Annotated in this window: 18 protein-coding genes; all 18 read left to right on the top strand. The window is 40.5% G+C overall.

Annotated elements, in window-relative coordinates:
• Positions 1-46: 46 nt before the first annotated feature.
• The 18 genes from H8700_RS07800 (at position 47) to H8700_RS07715 (ending at position 23,130) form a co-directional block, all read left to right on the top strand.
• Positions 47-1,351 (top strand): ABC transporter substrate-binding protein, encoded by a 1,305-nt coding sequence (locus H8700_RS07800; protein WP_249304903.1) that lies wholly within the window; start codon positions 47-49, stop codon positions 1,349-1,351.
• A gap of 49 nt (positions 1,352-1,400) precedes the next feature.
• A complete protein-coding gene (locus H8700_RS07795; RefSeq protein WP_249304902.1) occupies positions 1,401-2,915 on the top strand; it encodes a CehA/McbA family metallohydrolase in 1,515 nt (504 codons plus the stop codon).
• A 46-nt stretch (positions 2,916-2,961) separates the two neighbouring features.
• Positions 2,962-3,699: an HAD family hydrolase gene (locus tag H8700_RS07790; protein ID WP_249304901.1), complete on the top strand. Its 738-nt coding sequence runs from the start codon at positions 2,962-2,964 to the stop codon at positions 3,697-3,699.
• 119 nt (positions 3,700-3,818) lie between these two features.
• A complete protein-coding gene (locus tag H8700_RS07785) occupies positions 3,819-4,940 on the top strand; it encodes an ABC transporter ATP-binding protein (RefSeq protein ID WP_249304900.1) in 1,122 nt (373 codons plus the stop codon).
• Between the two features lie 181 nt (positions 4,941-5,121).
• Positions 5,122-5,751, top strand: a complete 630-nt coding sequence (locus H8700_RS07780) for a TetR family transcriptional regulator (RefSeq protein ID WP_249304899.1) — start codon at positions 5,122-5,124, stop codon at positions 5,749-5,751.
• Positions 5,752-5,981: 230 nt separating this feature from the next.
• Positions 5,982-6,683: an ABC transporter ATP-binding protein gene (locus H8700_RS07775; protein ID WP_249304898.1), complete on the top strand. Its 702-nt coding sequence runs from the start codon at positions 5,982-5,984 to the stop codon at positions 6,681-6,683.
• A gap of 17 nt (positions 6,684-6,700) precedes the next feature.
• Positions 6,701-9,430 carry an ABC transporter permease gene (locus tag H8700_RS07770; protein ID WP_249304897.1) on the top strand — a complete coding sequence of 910 codons (2,730 nt, stop codon included), beginning with the start codon at positions 6,701-6,703 and terminating at the stop codon, positions 9,428-9,430.
• Between the two features lie 244 nt (positions 9,431-9,674).
• Positions 9,675-10,193, top strand: coding sequence for an energy coupling factor transporter S component ThiW (thiW, locus tag H8700_RS07765; RefSeq protein WP_249304896.1), 519 nt, complete (start codon positions 9,675-9,677; stop codon positions 10,191-10,193).
• A 127-nt stretch (positions 10,194-10,320) separates the two neighbouring features.
• Positions 10,321-10,752, top strand: coding sequence for a flavodoxin (locus H8700_RS07760; RefSeq protein WP_022141832.1), 432 nt, complete (start codon positions 10,321-10,323; stop codon positions 10,750-10,752).
• A gap of 148 nt (positions 10,753-10,900) precedes the next feature.
• Positions 10,901-11,179, top strand: coding sequence for a hypothetical protein (locus H8700_RS07755; RefSeq protein ID WP_249304895.1), 279 nt, complete (start codon positions 10,901-10,903; stop codon positions 11,177-11,179).
• Positions 11,142-11,693, top strand: a complete 552-nt coding sequence (locus H8700_RS07750) for a DJ-1 family glyoxalase III (RefSeq protein ID WP_249304894.1) — start codon at positions 11,142-11,144, stop codon at positions 11,691-11,693. The genes H8700_RS07755 and H8700_RS07750 overlap by 38 nt, the downstream gene beginning before the upstream one ends.
• Before the next feature lie 201 nt (positions 11,694-11,894).
• The gene (locus H8700_RS07745) at positions 11,895-13,094 is read left to right on the top strand and encodes a BMP family ABC transporter substrate-binding protein (RefSeq protein WP_249304893.1); all 1,200 of its coding nucleotides are present in this window, start codon (positions 11,895-11,897) and stop codon (positions 13,092-13,094) included.
• A gap of 120 nt (positions 13,095-13,214) precedes the next feature.
• Positions 13,215-14,924, top strand: a complete 1,710-nt coding sequence (locus tag H8700_RS07740) for a methyl-accepting chemotaxis protein (protein WP_249304892.1) — start codon at positions 13,215-13,217, stop codon at positions 14,922-14,924.
• A gap of 225 nt (positions 14,925-15,149) precedes the next feature.
• Positions 15,150-16,124, top strand: a complete 975-nt coding sequence (locus H8700_RS07735) for a sugar ABC transporter substrate-binding protein (RefSeq protein WP_249304891.1) — start codon at positions 15,150-15,152, stop codon at positions 16,122-16,124.
• Between the two features lie 193 nt (positions 16,125-16,317).
• A complete protein-coding gene (locus H8700_RS07730) occupies positions 16,318-18,300 on the top strand; it encodes a methyl-accepting chemotaxis protein (RefSeq protein WP_249304890.1) in 1,983 nt (660 codons plus the stop codon).
• Positions 18,301-18,314: 14 nt separating this feature from the next.
• A complete protein-coding gene (locus H8700_RS07725; protein ID WP_249304889.1) occupies positions 18,315-19,154 on the top strand; it encodes a TrmH family RNA methyltransferase in 840 nt (279 codons plus the stop codon).
• Positions 19,155-19,176: 22 nt separating this feature from the next.
• Positions 19,177-20,658: an AAA family ATPase gene (locus tag H8700_RS07720; protein WP_178413930.1), complete on the top strand. Its 1,482-nt coding sequence runs from the start codon at positions 19,177-19,179 to the stop codon at positions 20,656-20,658.
• Positions 20,659-21,108: 450 nt separating this feature from the next.
• Positions 21,109-23,130, top strand: a complete 2,022-nt coding sequence (locus H8700_RS07715) for a methyl-accepting chemotaxis protein (protein ID WP_249304888.1) — start codon at positions 21,109-21,111, stop codon at positions 23,128-23,130.
• The last annotated feature ends 240 nt before the right edge of the window (positions 23,131-23,370 follow it).

Raw genomic sequence — 23,370 nt, 5'->3', positions numbered from 1 at the left:
TTTAGAAATGAAACAGGTTAAAAAACCTAAGAAATGAGGTAAAGAAATGAGAAAAAAATTAGTAGCAATGTTATGTTCGGTTACGATCGCTGCAATGGCGGTAACAGGTTGCGGAACAGGTGCAAAGAACAGTACAGCAAAGAAAAATGCAAACGGAGCAGTCGAGGTAGACTTCTGGTTCTCCGGTGGTAAGACAGCAGTTAATGTATTACAGGATACTGTTGATGCGTTCAACAAATCACAGAAAAAATATCATATCAACACTGTTACACAGGCAGATTATGATGAAACATATGAGAAATTACAGGCAGGTATTGCCGGAAAGAAAGCACCGGACATGGCACTGTTAGATGTAGATAAAGCAAGAAACCTTTCGAATAAAAAGCTGACAGCCGATATCCAGCCTTTTGTAGACAAGGATAAAGATTTTGATAAATCAGATTATCTCGATGTGTTTTTAAATCAGGGATATGATGACAACGGTAAGTTATTCGCATTGCCTGCTTATGGAACAACACAGGTAATGTACTACAATATTAAAGCATTCAAAGATGCAGGGATCAATGCTTCCGATATCAAAACGTGGCAGGATCTGAGTGCCGCTGCAAAAAAGATTCATGAAAAGAACAGCAAGATGGCAGGCTGGGAGCCGATGTGGGGCAAAGACAACATGGTAGATGCTGCGTTAAGCAATGGTGCAAGCATTCTAAGTAAAGACGGTAAAACCGTTGAGATCAATTCCGATGCATGGGTAGAAGTTTGGGACAGTTTCCGCAGCTGGATTCATGATGATAAGACCATGAAGATCCATTCCGGTGGTCAGGGCTGGGAATACTGGTACAAGACAATTGATGATGTTCTTGCAAACAAAGCAGGTGGATATACAGGATCTTCAGGAGATCAGGCAGATCTTGACTTTACAAAAGTTGCAGCAATGGAACAGCCGGGCTGGGGCAGCAACGCTTCCGCACCGACAGCAAATGCATTACAGTTAGTGATGTTAGAAAATTCATCAGACGAAGAAAAACAAGGTGTCTATGAATTTATGAAATATTTTACAACAGCTGAAAATCAGGCAAACTGGTCTATGAATACAGGTTATGTTGCCGTAAGAAAATCAACACAGGATGTAGAGAAGTTTAAGACTTACGCAAAAGATCATCCACAGGCACTTGTTCCGTTACAGCAGGCAATGCATGGTTCTATTCTTCCGGAAGATCCGACAGGTGGAAAGATCTGGGATGCATTAAAGATCGCAGCAGATGAAGTAGAGATTGAAGGCAAGTCTGCAAAAGAAGCTTTGGATAAAGCGCAAAAGACAGCACAGGAAGCTTTGGATGCGGTACAGTAAAGTACAAAAGTTTAAACGCAAAATGTATGATAGAAGGATGTAGGAAATCGTGAAAGAACAGTTATCATGGAGTATAGACCGTCACTCTGATCCGGTATTGTATCGGGAGATTGCGTTAAAAGAAGATACAAAACAGCTCTTTTTACAGGTGCAATATCCTAAAGAATTCGAATATGGAAGCTTTTTGGTGATCTTTGACAGCAATGGGCAGATGCGTTTGCAAAAGCTGTTAGGTTATGGAGAACAAAAGATTGGCATTGGAACATCACCGCAGAATACAACGGTGGGTGGTGTTCCGGGTATCCTTCCGAAAGGCATTTACCGGATTGCACTCGGGATCTTTACAGAATATCTGGAACGCTATGAAGGAACACTTCCGGTTACGGTACAGATAACGATCGATACCGACAGTACAGACCCGTCTTTGACACAGTCGATCGGTGCATCATGCTGGATAGATGATCTTACGGATGGAAAAATGGTTTTTAACCGTTATGACCGAAAGAAAATATATAACGAACAGACAAGATGGTACAAAGGTGATTTTCATACGCATACGAGATTGTCTGATGGAAAGCAGACTGTGGAAGATGCGATGAAGCTTGCAAAAGAGATGCAAATGGACTTTTATGTGCCAACAGAGCATAATCTGGTTCACACAGGCTGGATAGATACTCCGGTCATGCCGGTTCCGGGCGTTGAGATCACCACAGGGCTTGGTCATTGCAACCTTTTTGGAATTACGCAGTATCCGGGTTACATCACAGCAATTATGGAGCATGTGAATCAGCCGGATTTAGAAGACTATCTTCTGATGCAGATTCAGGAAGCAAAAGAAAAAGGCTGGCTTGTCAGTATCAATCATCCTTTCTTACACATCTGGAAATGGAAATGCAAAAAAATTGCATTAGAAGATATTTCCTGCATGGAGATTGTTAATGATCCGACGTATCAGTACGCAAAGGAAGCCAATGACGAGACAATTGACTTTTTGGATCTGTTACACAAAGACGGATATTGCATTACCGGAGTCGGAGGCAGTGATGCACATAATCTGCCCGATGAATATTATCCGGGAGCAAAGGAACATTCTGTAACCGGTGATCCGGCAACGTTTGTCTATGCAGAAGGGCTGAGTCCGGAAAAGTTACTTTCCAATGTCAAAAAAGGACACGTCTGTGTGACAAGACATTGTAACATTTCTTTTCAAGCCAAAGGAAAATGGAAAGAATACCTTCCGGGAGATCATATCGAAGAAGAAACGATCACGATCCGTATACAGGTAACCGATGCAAAGACACCAGCAGAGCTTTATGCAGTAAGTTACCGGGATGGTGTCTTAGGAGAACAGATACAAAAGATCAAAGTACCGGGTGGCAAAAAACAAGGCGATACGTATAGCTGGGAATGTTACTATTCGGTTATGGGAAGCGGATGGCAGTGGCTTCGCTTTGAAGTGCGGGACAGTGATGGAAATTTCATGGCATATACGAATCCTTTGTACTACGGAACCAAGGAACATTGTTTTATACAGCTTGGTGATGCATTAGAAGAAATGGATTAGTCTTTTATAAAAAGCGATGAAGTATTAGAAGAAATGGAGCAGACAGATGTTGATAAAAGGAATCCTGTTTGATAAAGATGGAACGTTGATCGATTTTAACTCTCTTTGGCTTAAAGCAGCAAAAGAGGTAGCACGATTGTTCTTGCAAGTCAATGGATTAACAGATACGAAAGAATTACAACAAGTGATCTTAGAAGCAATGGGAGTGATCAATGACACGATCGATGCAAAAGCACCGCTTGCTTACCAGACCTACCATGAGATTGCAAAAAGTATATGTGATGCATTGCAAAAAGAAGCTGTCGAACTGGACGAAGAGCTGGCAGGACAGCAGCTTTCCGTATTGTTTGAAAGTGTGATCAGCCGCAAAGAATTTTCTTATCAGCAGATCGTTCCACTAAAAGAACTTTTTGATCGTCTGCATCAGGAGCATATTTTGATCGGACTGGCAACAGCCGATACCGATACCGCAGTCAGAAGATGTTTTCAAAAGCTTGGCATTCTTTCGTGCTTTGATTTCCTTGGGTGGGATGATGGAAGTATGAAACCAAAGCCGGATACCGATATGTTTGAACGCTTTCGAAAAAAATATGATCTGCAGGCACAGGAGATCATGGTTGTAGGAGACACGCTAAACGATATGCTTTTTGCACACCGGTGTCATGCAAAGGCGGCAGGTGTTTTGAGTGGACTGGCAGCTTATGAAGAATTGGAAAAAGAGGCAGATATTGTGTTGGAAAATGTCGGAGAAATTCCGGATTATTTGGCTGATCAATCTATATAAAAGCAGTTAATGAAATGTCACTTAAAACAGATAAAAGAAAACTGCCTGTAGCATAAAAAAGGTCATGCAGATAAAAGAGAAATGCCGATAAAAACAGGAAAAAAGAAATGAGGATGAATATGGCAGCAATAGAATTAAAACATGTATTTAAAAAATATGATGATAAAGTAACAGCAGTAAATGACTTTAATCTTACAATAGAAGATAAAGAATTTGTTGTATTTGTCGGACCGTCAGGCTGTGGAAAATCCACAACACTCCGTATGATTGCAGGGCTTGAAGAGATTTCAAGCGGTGAGTTATGGATGGACGGACAGATCATGAATCAGGTAAAACCCAACAAGCGTAATGTGGCAATGGTTTTTCAGAATTATGCACTTTATCCTCATATGACTGTTTTTGAAAATATTGCATACAGTATGAAACTCAAACATATTACGAAAAAAGAAATGCAAAAAAAGGTTTCGGAAGTCGCAAAGATTCTGGATATCGAAACGATCCTTGACCGTAAGCCGAAAGAACTTTCCGGTGGTCAGAAACAGCGTGTAGCAATCGGACGGGCAATGGTTCGCAACCCGAGAGTATTTTTAATGGATGAACCGTTATCAAACTTAGATGCAAAGCTTCGTAACAAAATGCGTGCCGAGATCCATCATTTATATCAGATGTTAAAGACGACTTTTATCTATGTGACACATGACCAGACAGAAGCGATGACGCTTGGAACAAAGATTGTTGTCATGAAAGACGGAATCGTACAGCAGGTAGCCTCGGCAAAAGAGTTATATCGGAATCCGGCAAATGTTTTTGTTGCACAGTTTATCGGTTCGCCACAGATGAATCTGTTACATGGTAAGATCTTTTACCGTGATAAGAAGTATTTCTTAATGGTTCATGATTATCGCATTGATCTGCCAAAAGAGATGGGAGAAAAGCTCGAACAAAAAGATTATATCGGTAAGAAAGTTTTCGTCGGTGTACGTCCCGAAGATGTTGAGGTTTTAGATATGTCAAGAGGTGGTGATGGACTTAAAATGAATATAGAAGCACAGGAACTTTTAGGAGTACAGACGAATCTTTTCTTAAAGAGAAAAGATACCCATATGGCTGTCGTGGTAAAAGGAAGATCGGATCGAGCGATCGGTTCGGAGTGTGCAATCTGTCTCGATACAGATAAGATTCATCTGTTTGACATTGATACAGAAAAGAATATTTTGAAACAGAAACATGATCCGAAATAGTATTCAATCGGATTTGGGGAGATAACAGAATTCTGCTTGAAATATTATTTAATAACAATTTGAAACAACAGCAGAGCTCTGTTTGAAATATAACAAAATAGGTTTCTTGACAACGTAACACTGTTATGCTAGCATAACAGTGTTATTTGATGCAAAAAACAGTTTAAGGATGGCACTTGATATGGTAAAAGCAGTAAAGGATGAGAAAGAAACCAAAAGAAGGCTTCTGGAAAGTGCAAAAAAAGAGTTCCTTGAGAAAGGATATTTACAGGCATCGCTTCGAAGCATTTGCAAAAATGCCGGTGTGACAACAGGAGCGTTGTATTTTTTCTTTGAAGGAAAAGAAGCTCTTTTTGCAGAGTTGGTAGAAGAACCATTGCAAATTCTAAAAAAGATCATGTTACAGCATTATGAAGACGAGATGCAGCAGATCACAACGGCAGAACAGCAAAAAGAAGATCATATGGATGATGCAGAGGCTTCGAGGCAGATCATCCATTATCTGTATCGGTATTACGATGCGTTTCAGCTTCTTGTGAATAAATCACTGGGTTCGCGATTTGAACATACCGTTGATGAATTTGTAGAATTTACGCAAAAGCATTATGCACATTATACGAAACTTTTACAAAAGCATAAAAGTTATGAACCGGTCAGCGAATATCTGATCCACTGGATCGCACATATGCAGGTTGATGTGTTTATTCATCTGCTGACGCATGTGTCCTCTGAGGAAGAAGCGCAACAGTATATCCGTCCGATCGTAACGTATCTGAGAGGAGGATGGGATGCACTTTTTACAGAGCATTAGCGGCTCGTAAAGTAAAAATTAAAAGTAAAAAGTTTAAAGCAAAAATGTTAATCATCAGCTATATATCGGAAGAGATCATCGAAAGATATATAGCTATTAAAAACTCATTAACATAACAGTGTTATGTTAATGAGAATATTTATCAATAAGATGATGCAAGGATCAAAAGCGGATCGGTTTGCATGAATGCAAACGGATAGCGGCTGTAAGGATCAGGAAGGGGAAGAAATATGTATCTGGAAGTAAAAGATATCAAAAAAAGTTATGGTGCAGACGGAAGTTATATTCAGGTCCTGAAAGGGATCAGTACCGGAGTAGAAAAAGGGGAGATGTGCGTGATTCAGGGAACGAGTGGTTCCGGCAAATCGACATTACTTAATTGCATCGGTGCATTAGATGTTGTTGACAGCGGATCGATCTGTATTGATGGCAAAGAAATTGTCGGATTAAAACCACAGGAATTATCGGAATACCGGAGAGAAACGCTTGGTTTTATTTTTCAGTTTTACAATCTTGTTCCGAACCTTACGGTACGCGAAAACATAGAGGTGTGCCAATATCTGACGAATGAACCGCTAGAGATGGATGAACTTTTACACACATTAGGTCTTTGGGAGCATCAGGATAAATTCCCGTCACAGCTTTCCGGTGGGCAGCAGCAACGCTGTGCAATCGCAAGAGCATTGATCAAGAATCCCAAACTCCTTTTACTGGATGAACCGACCGGTGCATTGGATTCCGTGACATCAAAAGAGATCCTGATCCTGTTAGAAAAGATCAACAGGCAGTATGGAACGACGATGCTAATGGTTACGCATAACAATTCGATAAAGGATATGGTACATAAAGTCATTCGGATCAAGGATGGCAGGATCAGTAAAGAATACCGGAATGAAAACAGAATACCGGCAGCTCAGTTAGAAGATCTGTAATGTGAAGGAGGTAGATCATGCAGAAAGTTTTAAGGAAAAGAGTTTTAAGAGAGTTCCGGGAAAACCTGTTTCGTTATATTGCGTTGTTTTTATTGATCGTACTTGGAATGTATCTGGTTGTCAGTCTGGTTGCGGCAGCAGAAAGCATTCTTGTCGGAACGGACCGTTTTGCGAAGCAGCAAAAAGTAGAAAGTGGCGAATTTCATGTGTTTGTTCCATTGACAAAAGAGCAGGAAAAGGAGCTGGAAGACAAAGGCATCACATTAGAGAAAACATTTTATCTTGATTTTTCTTATAAAAATGGAAAGCATGTTCGCGTATTTCAAAACAGAGAGAAGATGAATCTTGTTGATACCGAACAAGGAAAAAAGGCTTCTCATGCAGGGGAAATGGTATTAGAAAAAAGATTTTGTGAATCGAATAAGATCAAGACAGGAGATACCTTTACGCTCGCAGGAAAACGTTTTAAGGTGACCGGAATCGGTATTGCACCCGATTACGAAGCACCGAAGGAATCTTTTGCGGATTCTTCTGTTGACAGTAAGCAGTTTGGCGTTGCTTTTGTAACCAAAGAAGAGTATCAAAAGCTGTTAAAAATGAAGAAAAGCATTCGCTCAGAAGAATATGTATACGCTTACCGGTTAAATGGAAAAATGACAAATAAAGCGTTGAAAGAAAAGTTAAAAACATATGAAGTTTCTGCTGACAACATATCCGATCCGTATTTTCGGAAATACTGGAACGATACCGGAGCAAAGAAGGATAAACTGTTAGATGGTGTCAATAAATTGGCTGACGGTGCTGCCGATCTTGGTGACGGCATGGAAAAGCTATCAAAATACCGTAAGCGGCTTTTGTCCGTGACAAAGCTTCTGCTATCCTCTTCTTTGCCGGAAACGCAGGAAGGATTTGCTTCTTATGGATTAGAAGATACTTTGACCGAACAGAATTTTGAGAAGAAGCTGAAAGCGTTAAAAGCCAAAAGTGACAATGGAATCGTTAATCTGAAGATTGGAGCAGTGATCGATCAATTAAAAGGGATCAAACAATATAAAGATGCGATCAATTCATATACGAAAGCCGTAAACAAAGCGGCAGACGGTTCAGAAAAACTCGCGAAAGGAACAGCAAAGTTACAGGATAATTTAACATTGATCGTTGACCGCTATTTTGATTTTTCGTTAAATAATCTGAAGCAATTTGTGATACAAAGCGATAATTCGTGTATCGGTGCGGCAGGAGATGACCAGATTCTGAATAAGTACGCAGGACTTGTATCGGGTGTGATCATTTTGATACTGTTTGCCTACGTCATATCGGTATTTGTGATCCACGGAATTGAAAGAGAAAGCAGTGTGATCGGAGCGTTGTATGCACTTGGTGTCACCAAAAATGATCTGATCCGTCATTATCTGATGCTTCCTGCCATCCTGACATTTGCAGCATCCGTGGCAGGCTTTGCGGTTGGTATGTGCCCGCTTGGTGCATGGACGCAGATGCAGGATTGTTATGCTTATTTTTCAATATGCATTCTTCCGGTACGCTGCCCGTTATATCTTGTCATATATGTGCTTTTCATGCCGGTGATCACTACCATTATTGTGAATTATCTTGTGATACGTAAACATTTATCGCAAACGGTATTATCCCTGATGCGAAAAGAAGAAAAGCAAACAAAGATCCATGCAGTTTCTTTAAAGGGAATGCGTTTTGTGACACGTTTTCAGATCAGACAGATGTTAAAAGAACTTCGAACCGGATTTACAGTGCTGTTTGGTATGTTCATCTCGCTTTTGATCGTCATGCTTTCGCTAGATTGTCTTGTTATGTGTAATGCGGTCAGAGATGAATCGAAACAGGATACAAAATATGAATATATGTATTCTTATAAATATCCGACAAGTAAAGTGCCGGAAGGTGGAACGGAGTATTTTGCAAAAGGATTTACAAAAGTCATTCTTGGTTACAAGTGGGACATTACAATGCTGGGAGTAGGAAAAAATGATCCGTATTTTCCGGCCAATGTGACAAAAAGTAAGAAAAATGTTGTGATCTCATCTGCCTTTGCGCAGAAAAATAACCTGCATGTCGGAGATTCCCTGGTACTTTCGGACGAAGAGGAAGATATGGACTATGCTTTCTGTGTACAGGATATTATGCAATATTCAACAGGAATGTATGTCTTTATGGATATTGACAGTATGCGTGATCTTTTTGGTGAAGAGGATGATTATTACAATATTGTCTGCTCGGATAAAAAGTTATCCATACCGGGCGGACGACTCGACAGCATAACGACGAAAAAGCAGGTTGAAGAGGCATCTGCTGTTTTCTCGGATATGATGGGACCGATGATCGGAATGCTTTGTGGTGTATCTGCGATCATTTTTGTAGTTGTCATGTATCTGATGTTAAAGGTAATGATCGACCGTTCTTCTTTTCCGATCGCATTGATGCAGATCTTTGGTTACCGGACAAAAGAAATTCGAAAACTCTATCTGAATGGAAACTTTTATATTGTAGCAATAGGCGGGATCTTTTGCATGACATTAGCGAAAGCGGCAATGGATCAGATTTATCCGTTTCTTGTTGTCAATGTTTCAACCGGAATCAATCTGACATTTGGATGGAAATTATATGCAGGCGTTTATGCAGCCATCATCCTGTTGTATTTTGTGATTAATCATGTGCTGGTGGGTAAGATCAGGAAGATTACACCGGCAGAGATTTTGAAAAACCGTGAATGATCCTAAAAAATTGCATGTGATCGGAGAGAAAAACCGTATCATATAAACGGAGGGATTTGACTTTATTGTATATGTGAGATATCTTTTTAGAAAAGTCTTGATACCATATATGTACTTTTGGTATCTTCCAAAAACGAATCCTTTCGGTTGGATTTTCGATATAATAACTTTAAAATCCATCTCGAAATATTTCGCTTGGAAAATTCCGAGAGTACATCATATCAGAAATGGAGGATATCCCGATATGAATAAAAAAACAACAAAATTAGCACTTGCCGGTGTATTTACGGCAGTCGCTGTGATAGGAAGTCTGATCAGTATTCCGGTAGCAGGCAGCAAATGTGCTCCGGTACAGCATATGGTCAATATATTTTCTGCAGTATTGCTTGGTCCATGGTGGGGCGTTGCGATCGCTTTTGTGGCAAGCCTGCTTCGCAATCTCTTTGGACTCGGAAGCTTTCTTGCTTTTCCGGGAAGCATGATCGGCGCGTTTTGCTGTGGTATTGTTTATTATTTTTGCCAAAAGATCAGTCTGACCTGTATAGCAGAAGCACTTGGTACAGGACTTTTAGGTGGACTTGCGGCTGTTCCTGTTGCAAAGTGGCTTATGCAGATTCCGGTAGGAGGAGCCTTTGTTTATGTGATCCCGTTCTTTATCTCTACGTTTGCCGGCAGTATTTTATCATTTGTAATATTTTCTGTCTTAAAAAAGAGTGGAAGCCTCATACAATTACAGGAAATGGTACATAATAAGAGCAGGTAATGACAATTTTTATCAGCTAAGTGAAAAGATAGAATGATGCATTGACAGAAAACATATGATTAGGTATACTTCACTATAGTTAGATACAACTAACTATAGTGATTATATTTTAAAGGAGGAACTATCTATGAAGATCAGTGTTGTTTTTTGGTCACAGTCAGGAAATACAGCAGCAATGGCAGATGCCGTTGGTCAGGGAATCACAGAAGCCGGAAAGGAGGCAGAAGTAATAGAGGTAAGCAGTGCTTCTCTGGATGCATTGAAGGAAGAGAAAGCATTTGCACTTGGCTGCCCGGCAATGGGAGCGGAAGTGTTGGAAGAGTCAGAAATGGAACCGTTTGTAGCAGAAGTCGAGAGCTTTGCGGCAGGTAAAACGATCGCATTATTCGGTTCTTATGGATGGGGCGATGGCGAATGGATGCGTGACTGGACGGATCGTATGACAAGTGCCGGAGCAACTGTAGTCAATGGTGAAGGTTTGATCTGCCACGAGACACCGGATGAGGATGGTTTGAGCGAATGCGTGGAATTAGGAAAGGCATTGGCACAGAACGCATAAATAGAATTTTATATGATCTTCTTGAAAGGGCAGTGCATGGGCGCTGCCTTTTTTTGAGGAATGGAATCATGCTTTTATAGGAGTGGAATCATGCTTTTATAGGAGTGGAATCATGCTTTTATAGGAATGGAATTATGCTTTTAGAGGAGTGGAATGTCGACAGGAATCAGCTTTAGCAATTCTTACAAAGGCAGTACGTTTACACTGTACCGGTGCTGTCTTTGTGGTTGTTTTTTCTTTTAAAATGTGCAAAAATAAAATCAATATGATGCAAGTGTTAAAAGAAGATAACTATGGAGTGATCCATGGTATCAGCAGAAAGTCAAGAATAAAACAGGTATCAAAACAGATCACTTGCTCTGTTTTGGATACCGGAAAAGAGGAAGATTATGGCAAAAGCTCTTATTTTTTTAGCCACTGGATATGAAGAAGTAGAAATGTTGACTGTAGTAGACATGCTTCGTCGTGCCGGGATTGACATTGACATGGTTTCTGTTACAAAAGATCCGGAAGTAACCGGCTCGCACAATATTACGATCAAAGCAGATGTGTTGTTTGGAGATGCCGATCTGGATCAGGCACAGGCATTGATCCTTCCGGGCGGCATTCCGGGAACACCAAATCTCAAAGCATATGCACCGCTTTGCGAAGCATTAAAAACATTTGCAAAAGAAGGTAAGCTTGTGGCTGCTGTTTGTGCAGCACCAACTGTACTTAGTGAACTCGGTATCTTAAAGGATAAGAAAGCAACCAGCTATCCGTCATTTGAAGGAAAGTTAGACTGTGCAGAATATTTACAGCAGCCTTATGTTGTCGATGGCAATGTGATCACCAGCCGCGGCATGGGAACCTGTATTGAATTTGCCGGTGCGATCATTGCGGCATTGAAAGATGACGAGACAGCAAAGCAGGTAAAAGATGCGATCGTGTATCAGGGATAAGATCAGAAAATAAAATAATATCGGAAATAGTGATAGCAATTCTTGGAGTGCAAAGCGCTGGCTTTGCACTTTTTTATACACTTTCAACTCTTTTTATCAAAAATATTGAAATAAAACTATGTATTTGTTAAAATATTCTAAATAATATTAAGCACGTAAAATAATTCGTACAGAGAAACGGATAGAAGGGAAGGATGACAAATGAGGAAAAAGTGGACAGCACTATGCATGGTGTTTGTAATGCTATTTGCATTGACTGGATGTGGTTCTTCAACGAAGGTTGTGGATCTTGTTACAAACAATGTAAATGGTAAAAACAGTTCCGAGACAACAAAGACTAATAAGACAGAGACCGAAGCGGGGACAAAGGTGATCGCGGCAAAAGACATTAAAGTCGGCGTTTTGTACATAGGAAGTGCTTCGGATACTTCCGGATATACATACGCACATGAGCAGGGGATCAAAACAATGGCGAACAATCTCGGACTAACATCAAAACAGATTGTTCGTAAAGAAAATGTTTCCGATGATAATACGAAAGAAAAGAACAAAGCAATTCAGGAATGCATTGATGCAGGATGCAACATTATATTTGGAACAAGTTTTGGTGAGATGCAGGAGTTATCGGAATTTGCAGAAAAATACCCTGATATCTATTTTGCGCATGGTTCAGGTTATATGAGCAACGGCAAAAACTTTACCAATTATTTTGGCAGGATCTATCAGGCGAGATATCTGTCCGGCATTGCCGCGGGTCTCAAGACGCAGAGCAATAAGATCGGTTATGTAGCCGCACAGGATAATACAAATGCAGAAGTAACAGGGGGAATTGATGCATTCGCAATGGGTGTGGAATCTGTAAATACAAATGCAACGATTTATGTAAAAGTAACACATAGCTGGTATGATCCGGCAGAAGAAAAGGCCGCGGCAAAAGCACTTCTGAGTCAGGGTTGTGATGTGCTTGCACAGCATTGTGATACGACAGCACCTCAGGAGGAAGCACAGAAAAAAGGAGTATGGGGAATTGGTTATAACTCGGATATGAGTAAGGAGACACCAAAAGCAACCCTTACCTCTGTATTATGGACATGGAGTGCATATTATACATCTTATGTACAAAGTATTATGGATGGTACATATGATGGAAGCAATTATTATGGCGGTATGTCAGAGGGGTTGATCGGGCTATCCGGGCTGGCATCCTTTAATGATAATTCAGCACAAGACAAGATCGATGAAGCAAAACAGGCTATTTTAGATGGCTCTGTTAAGATCTTTGAAAATGAAATGAAGACAAATACAGGCAAAGTGATCGGAAAGGATGGCAGTGTCTTAGACGACGCGACGATCACCGGAAAGATAAACTGGTATTATCATAATGTAAAAGTACTTAAATAGTAAAGAATGCATGGAGAATGATGATGTTGGGCATGAAATGACATATGAAAAATTTAAGCTAAAGGAAAAGATCTGCATACACCTTGAGAATGTCAGGTGTTTTATGGGAGGGAAGGACATATGAAAAATATAAAGTTACGTGTAAAATTAATGACTTTGTCTATACTGCCTATGTTGGTGATCGGGGCAGTGATCGCTGCTGTTACATTAGAATGGCTGTCATCAACGATCGTAGACGAGACAGAGAACTCATTACGCAGCACCGCAGAAGCGGTACTTGCAGCTTACGATCAAAATACCGGAGACTATTTTCAAAATGAGAATGGGGATATCTGGAAAGGTGGTTACAATGTTTCGAAGTCAGAAGCGTTGCTTGATAAGATCAGTAACAACACAGGAATGGCAGTAACCTTTTTCTATGGATCAAAAAGGATCGTCACATCATTGAAGGATAAAAACGGTGACAGAATTTTGGGATCAGAAGCCGGAAAAACGGTACAAAAGAAGGTATTGCAGAATAAGAAATCTTTTTTTACAAATGGTGTATCGGTTGATGGAAAAATGTACTATGGTTATTACATTCCGGTCAATCAGAATGAATCAAAAGACGTAGTTGGTATGGTCTTTGTCGGAACACCGACAGCAAAAGTCAGTCAAAAGATCAATCGTATGATCGTATCGTTTGGAATTATCCTGTTTCTTGCTTTGGTAGCAACAACTGTGATCGTGATTTATGTTGCCGGAAGAATGATCAAACGAATTAAATCCGGTATTCAGACTTTAACAGATATTGCCGGAGGAGATCTTACTACAAATGTAGAGAAGAAATACCTGAACGATTCGGATGAGATCGGAGAACTGATCCAGAGTACGCAGCAGTTAAAGACCGGTCTGACAGATATTATTTCTGTGCTTGCACAAAAGACGAAGCAGTTAGGACAGTCTTCTAACGATATCAATGAAATGTTAGAGATCAATATGCACGAGATAGACCGGATGGAAAATGCGATTGAACAGATCTCCGATGGAATGAATAAACAGACCAAATCAGCAGATGATGCCTCCGACGGAATCAGTACGATCAATAATATGATTGAAAAAGCTAACACAGAGACAAAGACATTAAATATCTCTGCAAAAGAAATGCTTCAGGCAGGTTCGGAAGTATCTTCTACACTCGATAACCTTGATGCGGTTAATGCAGAAGTTTTGAAAGCAGTAGAACAAATTCAGCAGGATACTGATCTGACAAATGAAGCTGCCGAACAGATTGGAAAAGCAGTCGATGTTATCATGAATATAGCAGAAGAGACGAACTTGTTGTCGCTGAATGCAAGCATAGAAGCGGCAAGAGCAGGAGAGAGTGGAAAGGGCTTTGCCGTTGTTGCATCCCAGATCCAGAAACTTGCCGAACAGTCCGGTGAGTCATCGGAACAGATCAACACGATCGTCAATAACCTAGGCAGCAGTTCTGCAAAATCCGTTGAAACAATGGCATATGTACGCGAGGTTATTGACAAACAGAGCAATGATATCGTTAAGACGCGCGAAATCTTTGGAGAAGTGGAACGCGGGATTGATCATTCTATGGATGGCATTTTAAGGATTGAACAGGCAATCGGTAATCTGGAAGAAGCAAAAGGTTCTATTGTAGAATTGATCGCTTTTCTGACTCAAGCAACAAAAGAAAGTAAAGAAAATGCAGCAGTTACATTAGAATCAGCACATAGTGTTAAAAAATCCGTTACGGATATGGTGCAAGCATCAAATGGTGTCAAAGAAGTTGCACATGATATCAATAACAGCGTCAGTACGTTTCGTATTGAATAAAGGCAAAACAAAAGATATATCAATTGTCAGAAAAACAGTCATTTGGTTTATTGAGAGGATAAACTAAATGACTGTTTTTTATTACTGAAAATACATTTTTGATCGAGATACAGCCTTTTACGGCTGTTGAAAGCAGAACATGAAAAGTATATAATATTAATATCTCAAATCAGGAAAAAAACGACAGAAAGTCACATTTGTTTACAAGGGGAGGCAGATAGTATCATGAAAAGATTAATAAGCTTATTTTTATGCTTTGTGCTGATAACCGGAGTGTTAAGCAGTTGTGGACAAAGCAAGGGAAACGACAGATCAAACGGAAGCGGAATTAAAGTGATGCTGACATTATCACAGGCGGATACATTCCGTAACACATTGGTGGAAGCAGCACAAAAAGCAGCCAAAGAAAACGGCGTACAACTTGATGTCAAGCAGGCAGAAAGTTCGCTTGAAAATCAGGTTAAGCAGGTAAAAGATGCAGTCAAAGAAAAATATGATGTGATTTTATGTGCATTAGTAGATGCAGATGCTGCACTGGAGATTGAAAGTCTTGCAGGAGATATTCCGATCATTTTCTTTAATAACTGCCCGGATGAATCACGCTTAGAATCCGGAAAATATGTTTATGTCGGATCGGATGAAAAAGTAGCCGGTAAATATCAGGCAGAGTACATATTAGATAAATTTGCATCGGCACAGGAGATCAATGTAGCGATTATGAAAGGACCGGCAAGCCAGTCGGCCGCACAGAGTCGTACTAGTGCATTCAAAGATACATTGAATGCTTCTGACAAGAAGATCAATTATGTCTTTGAAGATCGTGCAGAATGGGATCGGACCAAAGCCAAAGATCTGTTTGAAATCTTTAGCAAGACCGGTCAGAAATGTGATGTTGCAGTCGGAAATAATGATGATATGGCACTTGGTGTTATTGATGCATGCAAAGAAAAAGGAATCGAGGGTATCACGGTTCTTGGGATCGATGCTACGGCAGATGGTTGCACAGCGATTGAAAGCGGAGATATGGCATTTACGGTATATCAGTCTGCTTCAGGACAGGGTGATATGGTTATTCAGACTGCGGTTGCACTGGCAAAAGGCAATGATATGTCAAAACTTTCAGGTGTGACAAAAGATCAGAAATATGTCTGGGTTCCATTTGAAAAAGTCGACAGTTCAAATGTAAAAGATTATGAGTAAAGGGAGACGTAAAGACAGACAGTCCGAATGAAAATGATCATAAGTAAAGAAACCGAAAAGCAGACAGCCTGAATGAAAATGATCATAAGTAAAGAAACCGAAAAGCAGACAGTCCGAATGAAAATGATCATAAGTAAAGAAACCAAAAAGCAGACAGCCTGAGTGTAAAAGATTATAAGAAAAGAGGGAAACTATGAAAAAAGATAAAACAATATCGATCAAAGCAAAATTGCTGGGTACGATCATTCCGGTAGTTATTGCAATTGTTGTTGTGTTAGTAGTAGTTGCGTACCAAATCTCAGCAGGTATTATTGAAGATAATGCAGCAAATTTGTTAAAAACATCAGTAGGAAGCCAGGAATCTAAGATTGAAGCATGGATCAATGAGAATCTTGCATCATTCCAAATGGCAAAAAAGACAATAGAAGATATGCATGCAGATGATGACCAGATTCAGAAAATTCTGGACGGATATTATAACTATAGCGAAAACTATCCGGATGGTCTTTATCTTGCAGATTCCGATGGGAAGATTTTAAAAGCTTCCAAATCAACGAAAGAAGAAAACAACGCGACAGATAGTACGTGGTATAAGGAAGGACTTACCAGGGTCAACATGGCAGTCGGTACAGCATATAAGAATGCCGATGGTGAAAATGTCATTAGTGCTTCCGGTATTTTGAACGATGGTTCTGACGATGTGCGTGTTATTTCAGCAGATATGTCATTGGATCGTATCGCCGTTATCGTTAATTCCTTTATTGAGATGGATGGAGCAGAGGCTCTTCTGGTAGATAAAAACAGTGGAATGATCCTTGCAAACCGCGATAGTGCATTGATTTCTAAGACACTTGGCGAAAGTGGACAGAGTGCATTGTATCGGAAGATTGCAAAGAAGATCTCTCAGAAAAATTATGACTTTACTACACTGGATGGTAATATGACAGTCTTTGATGAAGTCAATGGTACAGACTGGATCTTAGTATCTTACATACCAAAGAGTGTTGTACTTTCAGAACTTTCTAATTTGAGAAATATTATGTTGATCATCAGTCTGATCTGTATTTTGATCCTTTGCGTATTAATTGAAAGAATGACACATGTTGTTATCAGTCCGGTTAAGAAAATGACCAAAGTGATTACAGCGATGGCAGGCGGTGATTTTACTGTTTCGATGAAAGTAAAAGGAAAAGATGAGATTGCGGTTATGGGACGAAGCGTCGAACAGTTCATTGAGTCCATGAAACAGATGATCAAAAAGATTGAAGAAGTTTCAGGAAAATTAAAAGAACAGGCAGATGCCAGTAAGAACGTTTCGGGCGAGATGAATGAAGCCGCAGGCATTCAGTCACAGTCTATGGGTGAGATGAACAGCACGGTAGATCAGTTATCTATCTCTGTTAATGAAATTGCCCAGAATGCAACACAGCTTGCCGGAGTCGTAGCAGATACGAAGAGTGACAGTGATACAGTAGAAAATCGTATGAAAGAAACGGTTGAAGTATCAGAAAAAGGCCGTGAAGATATGGAACGTGTCGGAGAGGCGTTAGGAAATATCGAGGTATCTATCCATAATCTGGAGACAGCAGTTAATAAAGTAGGTACCGCATCCGGTGAGATCGTCCAGATCATCAATCTGATCGGTGAGATTGCAGATGAGACCAACCTGTTATCTTTAAATGCATCTATCGAGGCTGCCAGGGCAGGTGAGGCCGGTAAGGGCTTTGCAGTTGTTGCGTCGGAGATCGGTAAGCTGGCTCAAAACAGTACCGAATCTGTAGCGAATATCACTAATCTGATCGCAGAGATTAATCGTCTGGTTGAAGATGCAGTCAGACAGGCAGGTAATAGCGCAGGCGATATTTCAGAAAGTGCACAGCTGATCCAGACAGCAGTTGATACATTTGATACGATCTTTAAGAATATTCAGGATACAAGTCATTTGATCAACAATGTAGTAGATGAGATCAACAAAGTAGATGAAGTTGCTTCTAATGTTGCTGCTATTTCGGAAGAACAGGCAGCAAGCTCGGATGAGATCTTAGCAACATCGGAATCTATGTTAAACCAGGCAGAAAATATTTCAAAGAACAGCCAGCAGGTAGAGGAAGAATCTGATAAACTGGCAATTTCAGCTGATCATCTGGCTGACCAGATCAAACAGTTTAAGATTTAAGAATGGAGTACGCAATGGCACAGATAATACAGATAGAGCGGTTTTCCTCGCCGGTATTGGATATTTATACAAGAAGTAAAGAGACACAGCTTTTGCACAGACCGGCGCATCAAAGAGGGCTGTTCATTGCAGAAAGTCCGATTGTGATCGAAAGAGCATTAGCAGCCGGATATGTGCCGGAATCACTTTTGATGGAAGATACGCAGGCAGGTGAACCGGTCGGTAAGAAGATGATGGAACTTTGCGGCGATATTCCGGTTTATACGGCACCGTTAGAAGTTTTAAAGCAGATGACAGGCTTTTCCATGACACGGGGGATGCTTTGCGCGATGTATCGGAACGATCTTTTGTCTGTAGAAGAGATATGTCAGAACGCATGCAGGATTGCTGTGTTAGAAGATGTAGTTAATCCGACGAATGTCGGTGCGATCATGCGGTCAGCTGCAGCATTGAATATGGATGCGGTACTTCTGACACCGGATTGCAGCGATCCATTATACCGCAGGGCGATCAGGGTCAGTATGGGAACGGTTTTTCAGATTCCATGGACATTCTTTGATAAAAAGAAAATCAACTGGAAAGAAAATGGAATTGATCTTTTGCACCGGCTCGGTTTTCAGACAGCGGCAATGGCATTGAGTGAAGATTCGGTAAATATTGATGATGAAAGGCTGCTTGCAGAAGAGAAGTTAGCAGTCATTCTTGGAACAGAAGGAGACGGATTAGCAATGCATACTATTGCATCCTGTGACTATACGGTTTGCATTCCGATGTCACATGGTGTAGACTCATTAAATGTCGCAGCAGCGAGTGCAGTTGCTTTTTGGCAGCTAGGCAATAACAAAAGGAAATAAATGTAAAATAAGGAGAACAAGAATGCCAGTATTTGATTTTACACATACACCGGATGAAAAGAAGCCGGCAGAATGTACTTACACCGTTTTTTATTCAAACGAACAACACCCGACAGCAGACAACCCACTGATGGTATTAGAGCGTCTGGAAGAAGGAAGCTGCCACCATCCGGTCGGTCTGATCACAAATCCGATCAAAAAGACAGCTTTTGAATATACAGGTCAGAATGGAACAGTTAGTGCGAACATATTAAAGATGGATGCCCGTTTTGTAGGCTTGTTTAAGTGGCTGGGTGAAAGTCATATAAAAGTACGTCTTACCGGTGAAAATAGGGAAGAGGGATATGTGGTATATAAAGTAAGAGAAGTTGGCTTTGGAGGCGGTACAAAGCTTTCGGCAGAGGATGGATTCCTACAGTTTATGATCGAACGTCTTTTAGCAAGTGATGCCCCGGCAGACATAGAAGAAAGTGATGACGAAGAAGACGGCGACAACATGAAGCTTACAAGCTTACAAAGTATCGTAGACTTTATGAATTGTGCCGGTAGAACGCTCCCTGATAATGTGCGTCTCTGGGCAAGAAGAAACCTTGCTGTGGCTCGTTCTACAGAAGTAACCGCAGAAGAGAGAAGACATGCACAAAGAGCATTATCCATGATGATGAATATCCAGTGGAAAAGCAATTACTTCGAGGCTATCGATCCCAAGGAAGCACGCAGGATCTTAGATGAAGAATTATATGGTATGGAACCGGTAAAACAGCGTATCATTGAAACGATCATCCAGATCAATCGTACACATACCCTTCCGGCATACGGAATCCTGCTTGTAGGTCCGGCAGGAACCGGTAAATCACAGATTGCATATGCTGTTGCTCGAATTCTTCGTCTTCCATGGACTACATTAGATATGAGTTCGATCAATGATGCGGAGCAGCTTACCGGAAGCTCGCGTATTTATGCAAATGCGAAAGCCGGTATTATTATGGAAGCATTTGCAATGGCAGAATCCTCAAACCTTGTCTTTATCATTAATGAGTTAGATAAGGCATCATCCGGCAAAGGCAACGGAAATCCGGCAGATGTGTTACTTACGCTGTTAGATAATCTTGGGTTTACAGATAACTATATTGAGTGTCGTATTCCAACGGTTGGTGTATATCCGATCGCAACCGCAAATGATAAAGAAAACATCAGTGCACCGCTTATGTCGCGCTTTGCCGTGATTGATATTCCGGATTATACATTTGAAGAAAAGAAGATCATCTTCTCAAAATTCTCGCTTCCAAAAGTGTTAAAGCGTATGAGTATGAAGGCGGAAGAATGTATTGTTACCGATGAAGCTTTGGATGCGATTGTAAGGCGTTATGATAATACAACCGGTATCCGTGATCTTGAGCAGGCGGCAGAGCATCTTGCGGCACATGCTTTATATGAGATCGAAGCGAATCAGGCTAAGAAAGTAGAATATACGGTTGATATGGTAAAAGAGCTGTTAAGCTGATATCCTAAGCGAGTGTCAGGGCTGATGGCATGCGAAGCATTTTTTAAAAGCGTAGGGTGGAAAGCCTGCCTAAATTGCAATCAAGGTTAAGATTATGCATAAATATAAATTAAAAAAAGATTAAGATACAAAGAAGTATCGGAGAGAATGGAGTCATTCAGATCTCTCCGATCTTTTTTATGGCTCTTTGTCAAGCGTTTGGGGGATAGCAGCTCTCATACTGACTTTTCGAAAAAATAGACACAGAGGGTGAGAATAGACAGCCGAGATACTGTTTTTTTTAGAATAAAATTTGTATAATATATAATATGAGATTCAAAAATCAAAAGGATTGAACTTTTCTGACAGGCTGTTTTTGAAAATGGACTTTTGACAATTTGATCGATAGAAGATGGAAATTGTGCGGACAATACGTATTTGCTTTTCTAAGAAAAGCAGAAAGGAGAGATTATGAAGAAGGAACAAAGGAAAAAGCAGATAGCAAATGAGCTTACAATACGCATCTTAAGTGTTGTATTGGCAATCTTTGCACTGGTTCTGATATTAGTCTTTATTATGATCGATAATATCAGCATAAGTGCACAAAAGCAGGATCTTACCATGCAGTCAAAGGCAGCTTCTTATCAGCTGGAAATATTCTTTACAAATTATGTTACGACTGTAGAACAGATAGCTTTGGATGGCAATGTCAGAGAGCTCCTTGATACAACAAAAGCAGGAGATAAGATTACCGAAAATGATAAATATTCTCACGTATTTAATGAGCTGAAAAAGACAGCAGACTTTGATAAAGGAAATATCATGGCAACATGGGTAGGTGATATTGATGCGAATGCGCTGACACAGTCGGATGGATTTACCAGTGACGCTTCTTTTGAAATAACACAAAGAGAATGGTATAAGGTAACAGAAAGTGGAAAATCAATGCTGACAGCACCATATCAGGACGTAAGCACAGGAAAAGAGATTATGAGTGTGGCGGCACCGGTCTACAACGAATCCGGCGACAAGGTTCTTGGTGTAGCAGGTGTAGATATTTCGTTAGACCATATTAATGAGATCTGTTCACAATACAAGATTGGCAACAAGGGTTATATCGTTCTTTTGACAGAAGATGGAACGATGGTATATCACCCAACAAAAGAAAATGAATTAAAGAAGCTATCAGAAGCAAATATTTCAGATGACGTTATGAATGCACTTAAAAGCAAAAAAGGTACTTTCCTTTCTTATAAAGCAGATAAGTCAACAAAGGAGGGATATGTAGGACAGATTGGCTCCAAAGGATACTATGTGTTAAGCAGTCTGCCGGCGAGTGAATACTATAGCTCCCTGATTACCAGTCTGGTCGGACTGGTCTTCCTTCTTGTGATTGGTGTAGCTGCGATCGTACTTGCGATCCGTAAAGTGGCAAAGAACATTTCTAAGCCAATCGTAGCATTAAATGATGTAGCACAGGAGCTTGCAGCAGGAAATCTTGATGTAGCACTTCATGTTGAATCGCAAAATGAGATCGGTGAGCTTGCAGAATCCATTCAAAAGACGGTTGACCGTTTGAAGAAATACATTGATTATATTGATGAAATTTCAGATATGTTAGACCAGATTGCAGATGGTAAGTTAAAGGTTTCGTTAAAATATGACTATTCCGGAGAGTTTGCAAAGGTAAAAACTGCTCTGTTACATATCTCTGCTTCTATGCAGGATATGATGCATAACATTATTCAAAGCTCAGAGCAGGTATTGTCCGGAGCAAATGACCTTTCAAAAGCAGCACAAAGCATTGCAGAGGGTGCAAGTACACAGGCTGCATCCGTTGAGGAGCTGGTAGCAACAGCGGTATCTGTTTCGGAGCAGGTAAATGAAAATACACAAAGTGCAAAAGAATCTGCTGTAGAAACAGAACGTGTAACAGACATGATGAAGAACAGCAGTGATCAGATTATACAGATGATGGATGCCATGAATCGTATCTCTGAGAAGTCGCATGAAGTTGTCGGCATCATTAAGACGATTGAAGACATTGCAGATCAGACCAACCTTCTTTCCTTGAATGCGTCGATTGAAGCCGCCAGAGCAGGAGAAGCAGGTAAAGGATTTGCTGTCGTTGCTTCTGAGATCGGCTCACTTGCTGATGAAAGCTCGCGTGCAGCAAGCAATACAAGAGATCTGATCGGCATTTCCATTGATGAGATCGAGCAGGGTACATCATTAGCACATGAAGTGGTAGATTCGATGAATGAAGTGCTTAAAGCGGTACAGAATGTCAATGATCTGATCGGAAAGAGTGCACAGAATAATGTGGCACAGGAGCAGAGCGTAGAGCAGATCCGATTAGGCATCGAAGAGATTTCTAATAGTGTACAGGATAATTCGGCAGCTGCAGAGGAAACCTCAGCTACTTCCGAAGAACTGGCTGCACAGGCAAATATTCTGACGGATATGGTACAGCATTTTGATCTGGGAGAATAGAGTGATAAATCCTCAAAAAACGAGGATTGATATATAAGAATACTTTTTAAAGATAGCAAAGGCATCGGTTATGGAACTGTCACCCCGAAATCTGACTTTGGGAGGCAATTCTAGTCCGGTGCCTTTGCTTTATGGAATAGGAAAATGCTCGTGCAGTAGCACAACACGCTGGCGTTGCACCTTTTTAGTTCAAATTTTTCCTGGAATACATAATAATACAAAGGTTTTATGGGATCACAG

The organism is Jutongia hominis, assembly GCF_014384965.1.
Lineage (GTDB): Bacteria > Bacillota > Clostridia > Lachnospirales > Lachnospiraceae > Butyribacter > Butyribacter hominis.
The sequence above is the reverse complement of the archived record's forward strand: the minus strand, read 5'-3'. Positions and strand labels throughout refer to the sequence as shown.

Excerpts from the sequence above, each read along its gene's own strand:
- H8700_RS07780 (WP_249304899.1), top strand. The coding sequence starts at position 5,122 with ATGGTAAAAGCAGTAAAGGATGAGAAAGAAACCAAAAGAAGGCTTCTG.
- H8700_RS07790 (WP_249304901.1), top strand. The coding sequence starts at position 2,962 with ATGTTGATAAAAGGAATCCTGTTTGATAAAGATGGAACGTTGATCGAT.
- H8700_RS07740 (WP_249304892.1), top strand. The coding sequence starts at position 13,215 with ATGAAAAATATAAAGTTACGTGTAAAATTAATGACTTTGTCTATACTG.
- H8700_RS07760 (WP_022141832.1), top strand. The coding sequence starts at position 10,321 with ATGAAGATCAGTGTTGTTTTTTGGTCACAGTCAGGAAATACAGCAGCA.
- H8700_RS07770 (WP_249304897.1), top strand. The coding sequence starts at position 6,701 with ATGCAGAAAGTTTTAAGGAAAAGAGTTTTAAGAGAGTTCCGGGAAAAC.
- H8700_RS07750 (WP_249304894.1), top strand. The coding sequence starts at position 11,142 with ATGGCAAAAGCTCTTATTTTTTTAGCCACTGGATATGAAGAAGTAGAA.
- thiW (WP_249304896.1), top strand. The coding sequence starts at position 9,675 with ATGAATAAAAAAACAACAAAATTAGCACTTGCCGGTGTATTTACGGCA.
- H8700_RS07745 (WP_249304893.1), top strand. The coding sequence starts at position 11,895 with ATGAGGAAAAAGTGGACAGCACTATGCATGGTGTTTGTAATGCTATTT.
- H8700_RS07775 (WP_249304898.1), top strand. The coding sequence starts at position 5,982 with ATGTATCTGGAAGTAAAAGATATCAAAAAAAGTTATGGTGCAGACGGA.
- H8700_RS07715 (WP_249304888.1), top strand. The coding sequence starts at position 21,109 with ATGAAGAAGGAACAAAGGAAAAAGCAGATAGCAAATGAGCTTACAATA.
- H8700_RS07785 (WP_249304900.1), top strand. The coding sequence starts at position 3,819 with ATGGCAGCAATAGAATTAAAACATGTATTTAAAAAATATGATGATAAA.
- H8700_RS07725 (WP_249304889.1), top strand. The coding sequence starts at position 18,315 with ATGGCACAGATAATACAGATAGAGCGGTTTTCCTCGCCGGTATTGGAT.
- H8700_RS07730 (WP_249304890.1), top strand. The coding sequence starts at position 16,318 with ATGAAAAAAGATAAAACAATATCGATCAAAGCAAAATTGCTGGGTACG.
- H8700_RS07735 (WP_249304891.1), top strand. The coding sequence starts at position 15,150 with ATGAAAAGATTAATAAGCTTATTTTTATGCTTTGTGCTGATAACCGGA.
- H8700_RS07800 (WP_249304903.1), top strand. The coding sequence starts at position 47 with ATGAGAAAAAAATTAGTAGCAATGTTATGTTCGGTTACGATCGCTGCA.
- H8700_RS07720 (WP_178413930.1), top strand. The coding sequence starts at position 19,177 with ATGCCAGTATTTGATTTTACACATACACCGGATGAAAAGAAGCCGGCA.